Source organism: Pseudomonas sp. BN606, assembly GCF_029873115.1.
Lineage (GTDB): Bacteria > Pseudomonadota > Gammaproteobacteria > Pseudomonadales > Pseudomonadaceae > Metapseudomonas.
This window is the reverse complement of record NZ_SSOF01000080.1, coordinates 269,694-282,419: the sequence shown is the minus strand read 5'-3', so window position 1 is coordinate 282,419 and position 12,726 is coordinate 269,694. Positions and strand designations below refer to the sequence as shown.

The following is a 12,726-nucleotide window of genomic DNA, read 5'->3' as shown; positions in this document are numbered from 1 at the left end:
GGGATATTTGGCGATAATTCTCGGCAGAATGCGCTTCAACGGAGGGGCATCCACCATGCGCACCCAGCACCAATCCCGTCGTGAACTGGACAAGATAGACCGGAATATTTTACGAATCCTGCAGGAAGACGGCCGGATCTCCTTCACCGAGCTGGGCGAGCGCGTGGGGCTGTCTACTACGCCCTGCACCGAGCGTGTGCGCCGCCTGGAGCGCGAGGGCATCATCCTCGGCTACAACGCCCGCCTGAACCCGCAGCACCTCAAGGCAAGCCTGTTGGTATTCGTCGAGATCAGCCTGGACTACAAGTCCGGCGACACCTTCGAAGACTTTCGCCGCGCCGTCCTCAAGCTTCCCCATGTGCTGGAATGCCACCTGGTCTCGGGTGACTTCGACTATCTGGTGAAAGCGCGGATCAACGAAATGGCCTCCTACCGCAAGCTGCTCGGAGACATCCTGCTGAAACTGCCCCACGTGCGCGAATCCAAGTCCTACATCGTCATGGAAGAAGTGAAAGAGTCACTGAACCTGCCGATTCCCGACTGATTTGTTACGAGCGTTCCGAACCCCTTGGCATAGCTCGGGGGTTCGCCTTATCCTGCCCGGGCGTCAAATTTTCCAAACAATAAAATCAGGATTTCGCACATGAACGCCCGCGTTCGCATCCCGGTGCACACCGAACAGCACGCCCCTTCCTATTACGCAGCGACCGCCAACCGGCGCATCGAGCACCCGCCCCTGGTGGGAGAGGAGGTGGCCGATGTGTGCATTGTCGGTGGCGGTTTCTCCGGGCTGAACACGGCGATCGAACTGGCCAAGCGCGGTCGTTCCGTGGTGCTGCTGGAAGCCAGGCAGATCGGCTGGGGCGCCAGCGGACGCAATGGCGGGCAATTGATCCGCGGCGTTGGCCATGGTGTTGAGCAGTTCGAGTCGGTGATCGGCGCCGAGGGCGTGCGTTCGCTCAAGCTGATGGGCCTGGAAGCGGTGGAGATCGTTCGCCGCCGTGTCGCGGAGTTCTCCATCGATTGCGACCTGACCTGGGGTTACTGCGATCTGGCCAACAAGCCACGCGACCTCGCGGGTTTCGCCGAAGACATGGAAGAGCTGAAAGGCCTCGGCTATCGCCACGAAATGCGCCTGCTGCAAGCCCATGAGATGCGCAGCGTGGTCGGCTCGGACCGCTACGTTGGCGGCCTTGTCGACATGGGTTCCGGCCACCTGCATCCGCTGAACCTCGCCCTGGGCGAGGCCGCTGCCGCACATTCCCTTGGCGTGCGCCTGTTTGAGCATTCCGCCGTCACCCGGATCGACTACGGCCCCGAGGTGAAGGTACATACCGCCCGGGGACACGTCCGCGCCAAGACTCTGGTACTGGGCTGCAACGCGTACATGAATGACCTCAACTCCACCCTCGGTGGCAAGGTGCTCCCCGCCGGCAGCTACGTGATCGCCACCGAGCCGCTGTCCGCCGATCTTGCCCATCAACTGTTGCCGCAGAACATGGCGGTCTGCGACCAACGCGTGGCACTGGATTACTACCGCCTTTCCGCTGACAACCGCCTGCTGTTCGGCGGTGCTTGCCACTATTCGGGGCGCGACCCGGCGGACATCGCCGCTTACATGCGACCGAAGATGCTCAAGGTATTCCCGCAACTGGAGAACCTGCGTATCGACTACCACTGGGGCGGCATGATCGGCATCGGCGCCAACCGTCTACCGCAGATCGGCAAGCTGCCCGACCAGCCCAATGTCTACTTCGCCCAGGCCTATTCCGGTCACGGCGTGAACGCCACTCACCTGGCCGGACAGTTGCTGGCAGAGGCCATCTGCGGCGAACAGAGCAACGGTTTCGACATCTTCTCCAGAGTGCCGCACATCACTTTCCCGGGTGGTCGCCATCTGCGTTCACCGCTGCTGGCCCTCGGCATGCTCTGGTACCGGATGAAGGAAGCCGTGGGGATCGCCTGATCCCACTGCATCAATCAGGCTTGGCCCGAACTGCGAACCCCATCAATTGGCCGTTCCGCCGCGATGGGTTTCGCTTTGCTCTGCCTCATCCGGATTTCAGTCGGGAACAGCCTCGGCGCCGTCCTAGAACAATTCGCGGGTCCAGGCCAACCAGACGAAACCCGCTGCGCCCAAGGCCATCATCAGCGGCAGTGCGTGGCCACTTATCCACTGGCTTGCCGCACCGGTTACCAGTGGCCCGATCAGGCAGCCGATCCCCCAGAGCTGCGCGATATGGGCGTTGGCTCGCACCAGCTCGTCATCCCGATAGCGTTCGCCGATCAGGATCAGCGCCAGGGTAAAGAGCCCACCCGCGCTGGCCCCGAACAGCACCCAGATCGGCCAGATCAGCGGCGTATGCAGCAGAATCGGAATGGCCAGGCTGCTCGCCAGCAGCGTGACGCCGCAGGCACGAAACAGACTGAGGCGGGACATGCGGTCTGCCAGCCAGCCGATGGGGAGCTGCAGGGCGGCATCACCCACGACCACCACACTGGCCATCAACAAGGCCACTTCCTGGGTGAACCCCTGGCGCAGGCCATAGATCGGCAACAAGGTCAGCATCATCGCTTCGAAGGCGGCGAACAGCACGACCGCCCAGGCGATGGTCGGCAAGCGTGCACAGAAGGACCAGAGACCGCGCCCCGAAGCGCTATGGGCGTCGACACTGGGCGCGCCAGTACGGCCGAGCAGCAGCAGGGAACCACCGACCAGCAGACCGGTGCCGGTCCAGAAGCCGAGGTCATTGCCAGTACCGAGTGCCGTGAGCAGCAGCGGGCCAGACAATTGGCTCAGGGCGTAGCCGGTGCCATAAAGGGCAACCAGGCGGCCGCGCCACTCTTCCACTGCCAGTTGGTTGATCCAGCTTTCACCGAGGATGAACACCACGGTCAGGGCAACACCGATCAACAACCGTAGCAACAGCCAGACCGGATAAACCTGAACCAGCGCCAGTAAGCCCACGGACAATGCGCCCACCAGCAGGCAGAGCTGCATCAGGGTCGTAGTGCCGAAGCGGGCGGCCAAGCGTCCAGCGATCACCGCTCCAAGTAGAACACCTACAGCCGGGGTCGCCGCCATGACACCAATGGCAAAGCTGCCGTAGCCCCAGCTCTCCAGCCGCAAAGAGACAAGCGGCATGGTCACACCCAAGGCGAGGCCGATGCTGATGACCGCACCGCAAACGGCGAAATAGGTTCCCCAACGCATTGCCAATGTCCTCCCTTTCCGTGTGGGGCAAAGCAAAAACGGCCGGGTTCCATCGCTGGAAACCCGGCCGCAGGCGTGGCTCGAAGAGCCGGCCCCCGAATGATGGGGGCGGACCTCAGTTGGAACTTAGAGCTTGATCCAGGTGGATTTCAGCTCGGTGTACTTGTCGAAGGCGTGTAGCGACTTGTCGCGGCCGTTGCCGGACTGCTTGAAGCCGCCGAAGGGCGCGGTCATGTCGCCGCCGTCGTACTGGTTGATCCAGACGCTGCCGGCGCGCAGGGCCTTGCCGACAAGGTGGGCGCGGGACAGGTTGTTGGTCCACACCGCCGCGGCCAGACCGTAGATGGTGTCGTTGGCGATGGCGACCGCTTCTTCTTCGCTGTCGAAGGCGATGACCGAGAGCACCGGGCCAAAGATTTCTTCCTTGGCGATGCGCATAGCGTTGTCCACGCCGTCGAAGATGGTCGGCTCGACGTAGGTGCCGCCGGTTTCTTCCAGCACACGCTTGCCGCCAGCAACCAGCTTGGCGCCGTCATCATGGCCAGCCTGAATGTAGGACAAGACGTTGTTCATCTGGGTGGTGTCCACCAGGGCGCCGACGTTGGTCGCCGGGTCCAGCGGGTTGCCTGGCTTCCAGGCCTTGATCGCCTCGACCACCATGGGCACGAACTTGTCCTTGATGGAGCGCTCTACCAGCAGGCGCGAACCCGCGGTGCAGACTTCGCCCTGGTTAAAGGCGATGGCGCCGGCAGCGGCTTCGGCGGCGGCCTGCAGGTCAGGGGCGTCGGCGAAGACGATGTTCGGGCTCTTGCCGCCGGCTTCCAGCCAGACGCGTTTCATGTTGGATTCGCCAGCGTAGATCATCAGTTGCTTGGCGATCTTGGTGGAGCCAGTGAACACCAGGGTGTCGACATCCATGTGCAGGGCCAAGGCCTTGCCCACGGTGTGGCCGAAGCCCGGCAGCACGTTCAGCACGCCAGCCGGGATACCGGCCTCGATGGCCAGCTGGGCCAGGCGAATGGCGGTCAACGGCGACTTTTCAGACGGCTTGAGCACCAGCGAGTTGCCGGTGGACAGGGCCGGGCCGAGCTTCCAGCAGGTCATCAGCAGGGGGAAGTTCCACGGCACGATCGCAGCGACCACGCCCACCGGCTCGCGGGTTACCAGACCCAGCTCGTTGTGCGGGGTGGCAGCGACTTCGTCGTAGATCTTGTCGATGGCCTCACCGCTCCAGCGGATGGCGCGGGATGCGGACGGGACGTCAACGCTCAGGGAGTCGCTGATCGGCTTACCCATGTCCAGGGTTTCCAGCAGGGCCAGCTCTTCGGCGTGGGCATCGATCAGGTCGGCGAAGCGAATCATCACTTCCTTGCGCTTGACCGGCGCCAGACGCGACCACACACCGGACTCGAACACGGCGCGGGCATCTTTCACGGCCAGCTCGGCATCAGCCAGATCACAGCTGGCTACTTTGCCCAACAGACGACCATCGACCGGGCTGATGCAATCGAAGGTCTCGCCGGAAACGGCGGTGGTGTATTCGCCATGGATGAAGGCGCGGGTCTCGATCTGCACGGACTTGGCGCGTTGTTCCCAGTCTGCACGGGTCAGGGTGGTCATCGGAGCTTTCCTCTTATTAGAAGAGTGCCGCCAGCTCAGGCATGCACTGTCAAAAATTCTGCAAGGCCGACCTATATCTGGCCATCTTCGCAACCCTAAACCAGAGAGCCCAGCCTTTTCAATATATTTTACAGTTGCCGGCCAAACAGCCTTGTCATGTTCGTTATATTAAACATAGACTCCGGCAAAATCACTACAACACCACACCTTGCCTTCTCTGGTGGTCACAATGACAAACGCCTACGCGCCTCAACCGGACAGAATATCCAACAGTCTTGATGATTTCTGGATGCCCTTCACCGCCAACCGTCAGTTCAAGGCCAAGCCGCGCCTGCTGGAAAGCGCCGAAGGGATGTACTTCACCAGCACCAATGGCCGCCAGGTCCTCGACGGTACTGCCGGGCTCTGGTGTTGCAACGCCGGCCACGGACGCCGCGAAATCACCGAGGCGGTGAGCAAACAGATTGCCAAGCTGGATTTCGCACCGACTTTCCAGATGGGACACCCCCTGCCCTTCGAACTGGCTGAACGCCTGGCCGATATCGCCCCCAAAGGTCTCAACAAGGTGTTCTTCACCAACTCCGGCTCGGAGTCGGCGGATACCGCACTGAAGATCGCCCTGGCCTACCAGCGCGCCATCGGCCAGGGTACCCGCACCCGCTTGATCGGCCGCGAGCTGGGCTACCACGGCGTCGGATTCGGCGGCATTTCTGTCGGTGGCATGGTCAACAACCGCAAGGCCTTCCCTGCCCTGCTGCCGAACGTCGATCACCTGCCGCACACCCTGGACATCCAGCGCAATGCCTTCAGCCGGGGCCTGCCGGAATTCGGTATCGAGAAGGCCGACGAACTGGAGCGCCTGGTGACCCTGCATGGCGCCGAGAACATCGCCGCGGTGATCGTCGAACCCATGTCCGGTTCGGCCGGCGTGATCCTGCCGCCGGTGGGCTACCTGCAACGCCTGCGCGAGATCACTCGTAAGCACGGCATCCTGCTGATCTTCGACGAAGTCATCACAGGCTTCGGTCGTGTCGGGCAAGCCTTCGCCGCCCAGCGCTGGGGCGTTACCCCGGACATCATCACCTGCGCCAAGGGCCTGACCAATGGCGCCATTCCCATGGGCGCGGTGTTCGTCGCCGAGACTATTTACCAAGCCTTCATGCAAGGTCCGGAAAGTGCCATCGAGTTCTTCCACGGCTATACCTATTCCGGCCATCCGGTGGCCTGCGCCGCCGCCCTGGCAACCCTGGATATCTACCAGGGCGAGGGCCTGTTCGAGCGCGCTGTCGCGCTGGAAGGCTACTGGCAGGATGCACTGCTCAGCCTGCGAGACCTGCCAAACGTAATCGACATCCGCGCCGTCGGCCTGGTCGGAGGCGTACAGCTCGCTCCAGGCGCCGAAGGCGTCGGCAAGCGAGGCTTCCAGGTATTCGAACAGTGCTTCCACGATGACCTGATGGTGCGCGTCACTGGCGACACCATCGCCATGTCGCCGCCGCTGATCGTGGAGAAGGAACAGATCGACATTCTCGTCGGCAAGCTCGCCGACTCCATCCGCAAGGCCGTCTGAACAAGGACCGCAAAATGAACATCCAGCAGATTGTCGACTTCGCCCAGGCCACCACCGCACCGGAGCATTACCGCCCGGCCCCCGAGAAGATCCTCAAGGGACACCCGGAGCAGAGCGTGCGCAACCACTACGGCAGCCCATGCGGCCAGTTCAACGTGGGGATCTGGGAAGGCGCCGCGGGTCACTGGACGGTGAGCTACAGCGAGCACGAATACTGCGAGATTCTCCAGGGCGTGTCGGTGATCCGCGATGCGGACGGCAACGCCAAGACCGTTCGGGCTGGCGACCGCTTCGTCATCCCGGCCGGCTTTTCCGGTACCTGGGAAGTCCTTGAGCCCTGCCGCAAGGTCTACGTGATCTTCGAGCAGGCCGCCCGCTAAACCTGCCTTATCCGATGTCACCCTTCAGCCCGCCTAGTGCGGGCTTTTTTATGGCCGCGGTAGAAGCTCCCCGTTGGGCGGCTTGAGTGGAGCGCCACCGGGCCCGTCCTGTGGTTCTTGCCTGGCAGCTAAATTCCGGGCATGAAAAAGCCCGCACAAGGCGGGCTTTCTCGACAAGGGCCGGATCAATTACTTGATCTTGGCTTCCTTGTACATCACATGCTTACGCACGACCGGATCGAATTTCTTGATTTCGATCTTGTCGGGAGTAGTGCGCTTGTTCTTGTCGGTGGTGTAGAAGTGGCCGGTACCGGCGCTGGACACCAAACGGATCAGTTCACGCATGATTAGCTCCTTAAACCTTTTCGCCGCGGGCGCGCAGTTCAGACAGAACTACGTCGATGCCGCGCTTGTCGATTACACGCATGCCCTTGGCGGAAACGCGCAGACGTACAAAGCGCTTCTCGGACTCGACCCAGAAGCGATGGTGCTGCAGGTTCGGCAGGAAACGACGACGGGTTTTGTTGTTTGCGTGGGAAATGTTGTTCCCAGTAGCCGGACCCTTACCGGTTACTTGACAGACTCTCGACATGACTCAGCCCTCTAAACCACATGCCCAACCCGGCATGGGTTGGCCGCTTGAACTCTCACATTTTGGGCGCTTGAACGCCCGTCTCGTCGGGGTCTTACCGGCCGCATATTGACTGCGAAAGACCGGGCCCCCAGAAAAGAGCGCTGCTTTATATCAGAAAGACCCTAGTGCAGCAAGGGACGTAGCGATTTACCCACAGGCTCGGGAATGCCGCAATCATACCCGTGCCGCCGCACCAAGGGGGCTCCGACGAGGCGACCGCTCGTCGCCACCACCAATTGTTAGCTGACCTGGCTTGGTCTAGGGTAAGGCCTTTGGCCCTTCGCGGGCCCACCCGCCCATGCAAAGGAGCTTGCCATGCGTTTCGCCGCCCTCCCGCTGCTTTTCGTCCCGCTGTTCGCCCAGGCCGCCACGTTGAGCGTCTGCACCGAGGCCAGTCCCGAGGGGTTCGACGTGGTGCAGTACAACTCCCTGACCACCACCAACGCGTCGGCCGACGTGCTGATGAACCGCCTGGTGGAGTTCGACGCGCAGGACAGCAAGCTGGTGCCAGGCCTGGCCGAACGCTGGGACGTCTCCGCCGACGGATTGACTTACACCTTCCAGCTACGCAGGAACGTGGCCTTCCACTCGACCGACTACTTCAAGCCGAGCCGCCCGCTGGCAGCCGATGACGTGGTGTTCAGCTTCCAGCGCATGCTCGACCCGAGCAATCCCTGGCACAAGGTCGCCCAGAGCGGCTTCCCCCATGCCCAGTCCATGCAGCTGCCTGGCCTGATCAAGAGCATCGACAAGCTGGGCGACCAGCAGGTCCGATTCACCCTCAACAAGCCGGACGCCACCTTCCTGGCCACCCTGAGCATGGGCTTCGCCTCCATCTATTCGGCCGAGTATGCCGACCAGTTGATGAACGCGGGGACGCCCGAGAAGCTCAACGCCCAACCTATTGGCACCGGCCCGTTCGTCTTCCGCCGGTTCCAGAAGGACGCCGCCGTGCGCTACGCAGCCAACCCTGATTACTTCGGTGGCAAGCCGGGTATCGACGGACTGGTCTTCGCCATCACCCCGGACGCCAACGTACGCCTGCAGAAGCTGCGTCGCGGCGAATGTCAGGTCGCCCTTTCACCCAAGCCCCTGGATGTGAATTCAGCAGCCAGCGACAAGAACATCAAGGTGATCCAGACCCCCGCATTCATGACCGCCTTCGTCGGCATCAACAGCCAGCATCCGCCGCTGGACAAGGCCGAAGTCCGCCAGGCGATCAACCTCGCCTTCGACAAGCCGAGCTATATCAAGGCCGTATTCGAAGGCAGCGCCACCGCAGCCGATGGTCCGTACCCGCCGAACACCTGGAGCTACGCCAAGGACCTGCCGGCCTACCCTAACGACCTGCAGAAAGCGAAGGCGCTGCTTGCCGAGGCGGGTCTGAAGGATGGATTCAAGACCACCATCTGGACCCGTCCCTCCGGCAGCCTGCTCAACCCAAACCCCAGCCTGGGCGCCCAACTCCTGCAGGCCGACCTGGCCAAGGTGGGCATTCAGGCCGAGATCCGCGTGATCGAATGGGGCGAGTTGATCCGCCGCGCCAAGGCGGGCGAACACGATCTGCTGTTCATGGGCTGGGCTGGCGACAACGGTGACCCGGACAATTTCCTCACCCCACAGTTTTCCTGCGCCTCGGTTCAATCCGGGCTCAACTTCGCGCGTTACTGCAATGCCGAGCTCGACAAGCTGATCGCCGACGGCAAGAGCCATACCGACCTGACTGAGCGCACCAGCCTCTATACAAAGGCACAGCAGATCATCCGCGAGCAGGCACTCTGGCTGCCCCTCGCCCACCCCACGGCCTTCGCCCTGACCCGCGCAAACGTCGATGGCTATCAGGTCAGTCCCTTTGGCCGACAGGACTTCTCAAAGGTGAAGCTGGACTAGATCCAGCCCCACTCGGCCATCGACAGTGGCTCGCCATCGCCAACGATGAAGTGGTCGAGCACTCGCACATCGATCAGCGCCAGCGCTTCCTTGAGGCGCCGAGTCAGTTGACGATCCGCTTCGCTGGGCTCGGCGACACCTGAAGGATGGTTGTGGCTGAGGATCAAGGCCGCCGCATTGTGCGCCAGGGCCCGCTTGACCACCTGGCGGGGGTAGACACTGGCGCCATCGATGGTGCCGTGGAACAACACTTCGAAAGCCAGCACCCGGTGCCTGGTATCGAGGAACAGGCACGCGAACTGCTCGTGATGCGAATGGCGCAGCTGCGCCTTGAGGAAATCGCGCACCGCCTGGGGACTTTCCAATACAGAGTCGCGGCGCAGCCCCTCGGCCAAGTGGCGGCGGGCCATTTCCAGGACGGCCTGCAACTGGGCGAACTTGGCCGGCCCCAGACCAAGGTGCTGACTGAACTCCTGCAGCTCGGACTCCAGTAACGCGCGCAGGCTGCCAAAGTCGTTCAACAGATGGCGCGCCAGGTCGACGGCACTGCGGCCAGCCACCCCGGTACGCAGGAAAATGGCAAGGAGCTCGGCGTCGCTCAGGGCCGCCGCGCCCAGTTCAAGAAGTTTCTCCCGCGGACGTTCCGCCGCGGGCCAATTGCGGATGCTCATGACACCTCCATGGTTGAGCCGCGCCGCTGTTCCAGTGCGGTCGCTGTGCTATCTTAACCCACCTTTTTTGCGCGGCGATCGGCCTGGGGAGGCGCCTTCGCCGCTGCACATCTTCAACCTCATAAAGGCAGGCCTATGCAGCGGCTCTATCGGAAACGCATCCTTCTGGGCGTGGGCGGCGGTATTGCCGCCTACAAGAGCGCTGAACTGGTTCGCCGACTGCGCGACCAGGGCGCCGAGGTCCGCGTGGTAATGACCCAGGGCGGCCGCGAGTTCATCACCCCGCTGACCCTCCAGGCCCTCTCCGGGCATCCCGTCCACCTCGAGCTGCTCGACTCCGCTGCCGAAGCGGCCATGGGGCACATCGAGCTCGCTCGCTGGGCCGACCTGGTGCTGATCGCACCGGCCACTGCCGATCTGATGGCACGCCTGGCACAGGGTGTCGCGGACGACCTGTTGACCACCCTGGTGCTCGCCACCGATGCGCCCGTTGCCCTGGCTCCCGCGATGAACCAGGCCATGTGGCGCGACCCGGCCACCCAAGCCAATCTGGAACTCCTCGCCAAGCGCGGGCTACGACTGTTCGGCCCTGCTGCCGGCAGCCAGGCCTGTGGCGATATTGGCCTGGGCCGTATGCTCGAAGCCGAGGAACTGGCCCAGCGCGCCGCCGATTGCTTCGAGCATCGGGCACTTACCGGGCGCCATGTGCTGATTACAGCCGGTCCGACCCAGGAGAACATCGACCCGGTGCGCTATATCACCAACCACAGCTCCGGCAAGATGGGCTTCGCCCTCGCCGAGGCCGCTGTGGAAGCCGGCGCCAAGGTGACCCTGATCACAGGTCCGGTGCACCTGCCCACGCCGGACCGGGTCAACCGCATCGACGTCGTCAGCGCCCGCGACATGCTCGCTGCCTGCGAAGCGGCCATGCCCTGCGACCTGCTGATCGCCGCCGCCGCCGTGGCTGATTACCGCCCGGAAGTGGTTGCACAGCACAAAATGAAAAAAGACCCGACCAGTGGCGAAGGCCTGCTGCTGCAGCTGGTGCGCAACCCCGATATCCTCGCGACGCTCGCCGGCCGCACCGACCGCCCGTTCAGCGTGGGCTTCGCCGCCGAGACCGAGAACCTGCTCGAGTACGCTTCGCGAAAACTCAAGGACAAGAACCTCGACCTGATCGTCGCCAATGACGTGGCCAACCCAAGCATTGGCTTCAACAGTGAGGAAAACGCCATCACGGTCATCGACCGCGACCTGGCCCAATCCAGCTTCGCCCAGACCAGCAAGGGCAAGATCGCCCGCCAGCTGATCGCCTTCATCGCCGACCGCCTCAACCAGGCCTGAGACTCCATGCACTCACTGCAAGCCAAGATCCTCGATTCCCGTCTCGGCAGCGAATTCCCGCTGCCGCAATATGCCACCCCAGGCTCCGCCGGCCTCGACCTGCGCGCCATGCTCAAGGAAGAAGTGATCCTAGAGCCGGGCCAGACAATCCTCATTCCCACCGGCCTGTCGATTCACATCGCCGACCCAGGCCTGGCCGCGCTGGTCCTGCCGCGCTCCGGCCTTGGCCACAAGCATGGCGTGGTCCTCGGGAACCTGGTAGGCCTGATCGACTCCGACTACCAGGGCGAGCTGATGGTGTCCTGCTGGAACCGCGGCCAGACTGCCTTCCACATCGCCATTGGTGAACGCATCGCCCAGCTGGTACTGGTGCCCGTGGTCCAGGCGCACTTCGAACTTGTCGACGAGTTCCACGAAAGCGAACGTGGCGCCGGCGGCTTCGGTCACACCGGCAGCCACTGATAGAACCACACCAGGACGAACCGCCCAGGAGACGTTCAGTGAAACTCTTCAAGCGCAGTAGCAAGGACGCCACCACTCACGGAGTGGCCAGCCGGCCGACCGACTCCAGGCACCCCCGCAAAGGCTCTGGCGACCTGCTCCCCGGCGCGCTCGCCGCACTGACAGGCGTCGCCGCCGCTGGCGCCCTGCTCTGGCTCGGAGTCCTCGGTCCTGCCGAGCAGAGCCGAGTCGACCAGCTCGGCCAGGCCTGGGGCAGCAGCCAGGCAGCCACCCTGCGCCAGGCGATCGTCCAGTTGCAGGCGGATACTAATGCCGCCGCCCAAGACCCCGGCCTGATCGACGCCCTCAACAGTGGCGACGCCGGACAGTGGCTCGCCGCCGAACGCAGGCTGGGTTATCGCGACGGAGTGATCGATGCCCACCTCAACCTGCCCGGGCAGGCCCAACAGAACAGTCAACGTGCCGCGCCAATGAACTTTGCCGCACTCGACATGCTGCGGCGCCTGGAAAGCGGCCAGCAACCCAGCCCGGAAGCCTACAAGGTGGGTGATCGCTGGCTCGTCTACAGCGCCGCACCGCTGCGCCTGAATGAACAGAGCGTGTCCCAGGGCACACTGCTGCTGGTGTTCGACCTGGACCGACTGCTGCGCAGCCTGCCGTCGATATCGTCGGATATCGGTCAGCTGCAACTGATCCAGCAGTTCAGCAACGCTCCGGCCCAGGTCCTCGCACAGCGCGGCCAGGCCGACGGTGCCACTCCCATCGCCCTGGACAGCGGCAACCCTAACTGGAAGCTCAGTTTCACACCTGGACAGGCCCTGACTCAGACCAACCTTTCTCCCTTGCTACTGGCGCTGGCCGCCCTGCTCGCCCTCGGCGGTGCAGTCCTCGGACTGAAGCTCAGCCAGGGCGCCCTGCAACGCAAGCTGCGCGACGACGCC

The 12,726-nt window shown here is 63.2% G+C and carries 12 protein-coding genes; 7 read left to right on the top strand and 5 right to left on the bottom strand.

The genetic code is table 11. The annotated features are described in order from the left end of the window. The first annotated feature begins 55 nt into the window (after positions 1-55). Positions 56-544, top strand: coding sequence for an Lrp/AsnC ligand binding domain-containing protein (locus E8E75_RS24010; protein WP_016495366.1), 489 nt, complete (start codon positions 56-58; stop codon positions 542-544). Positions 545-643: 99 nt separating this feature from the next. After that, positions 644-1,966, top strand: coding sequence for an FAD-binding oxidoreductase (locus E8E75_RS24005; RefSeq protein WP_153919087.1), 1,323 nt, complete (start codon positions 644-646; stop codon positions 1,964-1,966). Between the two features lie 123 nt (positions 1,967-2,089). Here the strand turns inward: E8E75_RS24005 and E8E75_RS24000 are convergent, their stop codons facing one another. Together E8E75_RS24000 and E8E75_RS23995 are read right to left on the bottom strand one after the other, a co-directional pair. Continuing rightward, the gene (locus E8E75_RS24000; RefSeq protein ID WP_153919089.1) at positions 2,090-3,214 is read right to left on the bottom strand and encodes an MFS transporter; all 1,125 of its coding nucleotides are present in this window, start codon (positions 3,212-3,214) and stop codon (positions 2,090-2,092) included. Between the two features lie 126 nt (positions 3,215-3,340). Beyond that, positions 3,341-4,834, bottom strand: a complete 1,494-nt coding sequence (locus E8E75_RS23995) for an aldehyde dehydrogenase (RefSeq protein WP_120653946.1) — start codon at positions 4,832-4,834, stop codon at positions 3,341-3,343. A 229-nt stretch (positions 4,835-5,063) separates the two neighbouring features. Between E8E75_RS23995 and E8E75_RS23990 the strand changes: the two genes are divergently transcribed. Both E8E75_RS23990 and E8E75_RS23985 read left to right on the top strand, forming a co-directional pair. After that, positions 5,064-6,404, top strand: coding sequence for an aspartate aminotransferase family protein (locus E8E75_RS23990; RefSeq protein ID WP_120653945.1), 1,341 nt, complete (start codon positions 5,064-5,066; stop codon positions 6,402-6,404). Positions 6,405-6,418: 14 nt separating this feature from the next. Beyond that, a complete protein-coding gene (locus E8E75_RS23985; protein WP_120653944.1) occupies positions 6,419-6,784 on the top strand; it encodes a cupin domain-containing protein in 366 nt (121 codons plus the stop codon). Positions 6,785-6,973: 189 nt separating this feature from the next. Here the strand turns inward: E8E75_RS23985 and rpmG are convergent, their stop codons facing one another. After that, positions 6,974-7,129 carry a 50S ribosomal protein L33 gene (gene rpmG, locus E8E75_RS23980; protein WP_003464575.1) on the bottom strand — a complete coding sequence of 52 codons (156 nt, stop codon included), beginning with the start codon at positions 7,127-7,129 and terminating at the stop codon, positions 6,974-6,976. Positions 7,130-7,139: 10 nt separating this feature from the next. Next, a complete protein-coding gene (rpmB, locus tag E8E75_RS23975) occupies positions 7,140-7,376 on the bottom strand; it encodes a 50S ribosomal protein L28 (RefSeq protein ID WP_077525540.1) in 237 nt (78 codons plus the stop codon). A 357-nt stretch (positions 7,377-7,733) separates the two neighbouring features. On the opposite strand from rpmB, the gene E8E75_RS23970 reads away from it, so the two are divergent. Then, complete coding sequence (locus E8E75_RS23970) at positions 7,734-9,308, top strand: ABC transporter substrate-binding protein (protein WP_120653943.1); 1,575 nt, start codon at positions 7,734-7,736, stop codon at positions 9,306-9,308. On the opposite strand, the gene radC is transcribed toward E8E75_RS23970, so the two are convergent. Beyond that, on the bottom strand, positions 9,305-9,979 hold the full coding sequence (gene radC / locus E8E75_RS23965) for a DNA repair protein RadC (RefSeq protein ID WP_120653942.1): 675 nt from the start codon (positions 9,977-9,979) through the stop codon (positions 9,305-9,307). The genes E8E75_RS23970 and radC overlap by 4 nt on opposite strands. A gap of 135 nt (positions 9,980-10,114) precedes the next feature. Between radC and coaBC the strand changes: the two genes are divergently transcribed. Together coaBC and dut are read left to right on the top strand one after the other, a co-directional pair. Then, positions 10,115-11,323, top strand: a complete 1,209-nt coding sequence (coaBC, locus tag E8E75_RS23960) for a bifunctional phosphopantothenoylcysteine decarboxylase/phosphopantothenate--cysteine ligase CoaBC (protein ID WP_120653941.1) — start codon at positions 10,115-10,117, stop codon at positions 11,321-11,323. Between the two features lie 6 nt (positions 11,324-11,329). Next, entirely contained in the window at positions 11,330-11,785 is a 456-nt protein-coding gene (gene dut, locus E8E75_RS23955) for a dUTP diphosphatase (protein ID WP_120653940.1), read from the top strand. The last annotated feature ends 941 nt before the right edge of the window (positions 11,786-12,726 follow it).

Excerpts from the sequence above, each read along its gene's own strand:
- E8E75_RS23990 (WP_120653945.1), top strand. The coding sequence starts at position 5,064 with ATGACAAACGCCTACGCGCCTCAACCGGACAGAATATCCAACAGTCTT.
- rpmG (WP_003464575.1), bottom strand. The coding sequence starts at position 7,129 with ATGCGTGAACTGATCCGTTTGGTGTCCAGCGCCGGTACCGGCCACTTC.
- E8E75_RS23985 (WP_120653944.1), top strand. The coding sequence starts at position 6,419 with ATGAACATCCAGCAGATTGTCGACTTCGCCCAGGCCACCACCGCACCG.
- E8E75_RS24000 (WP_153919089.1), bottom strand. The coding sequence starts at position 3,214 with ATGCGTTGGGGAACCTATTTCGCCGTTTGCGGTGCGGTCATCAGCATC.
- rpmB (WP_077525540.1), bottom strand. The coding sequence starts at position 7,376 with ATGTCGAGAGTCTGTCAAGTAACCGGTAAGGGTCCGGCTACTGGGAAC.
- coaBC (WP_120653941.1), top strand. The coding sequence starts at position 10,115 with ATGCAGCGGCTCTATCGGAAACGCATCCTTCTGGGCGTGGGCGGCGGT.
- E8E75_RS23995 (WP_120653946.1), bottom strand. The coding sequence starts at position 4,834 with ATGACCACCCTGACCCGTGCAGACTGGGAACAACGCGCCAAGTCCGTG.
- E8E75_RS23970 (WP_120653943.1), top strand. The coding sequence starts at position 7,734 with ATGCGTTTCGCCGCCCTCCCGCTGCTTTTCGTCCCGCTGTTCGCCCAG.
- E8E75_RS24010 (WP_016495366.1), top strand. The coding sequence starts at position 56 with ATGCGCACCCAGCACCAATCCCGTCGTGAACTGGACAAGATAGACCGG.
- E8E75_RS24005 (WP_153919087.1), top strand. The coding sequence starts at position 644 with ATGAACGCCCGCGTTCGCATCCCGGTGCACACCGAACAGCACGCCCCT.
- radC (WP_120653942.1), bottom strand. The coding sequence starts at position 9,979 with ATGAGCATCCGCAATTGGCCCGCGGCGGAACGTCCGCGGGAGAAACTT.
- dut (WP_120653940.1), top strand. The coding sequence starts at position 11,330 with ATGCACTCACTGCAAGCCAAGATCCTCGATTCCCGTCTCGGCAGCGAA.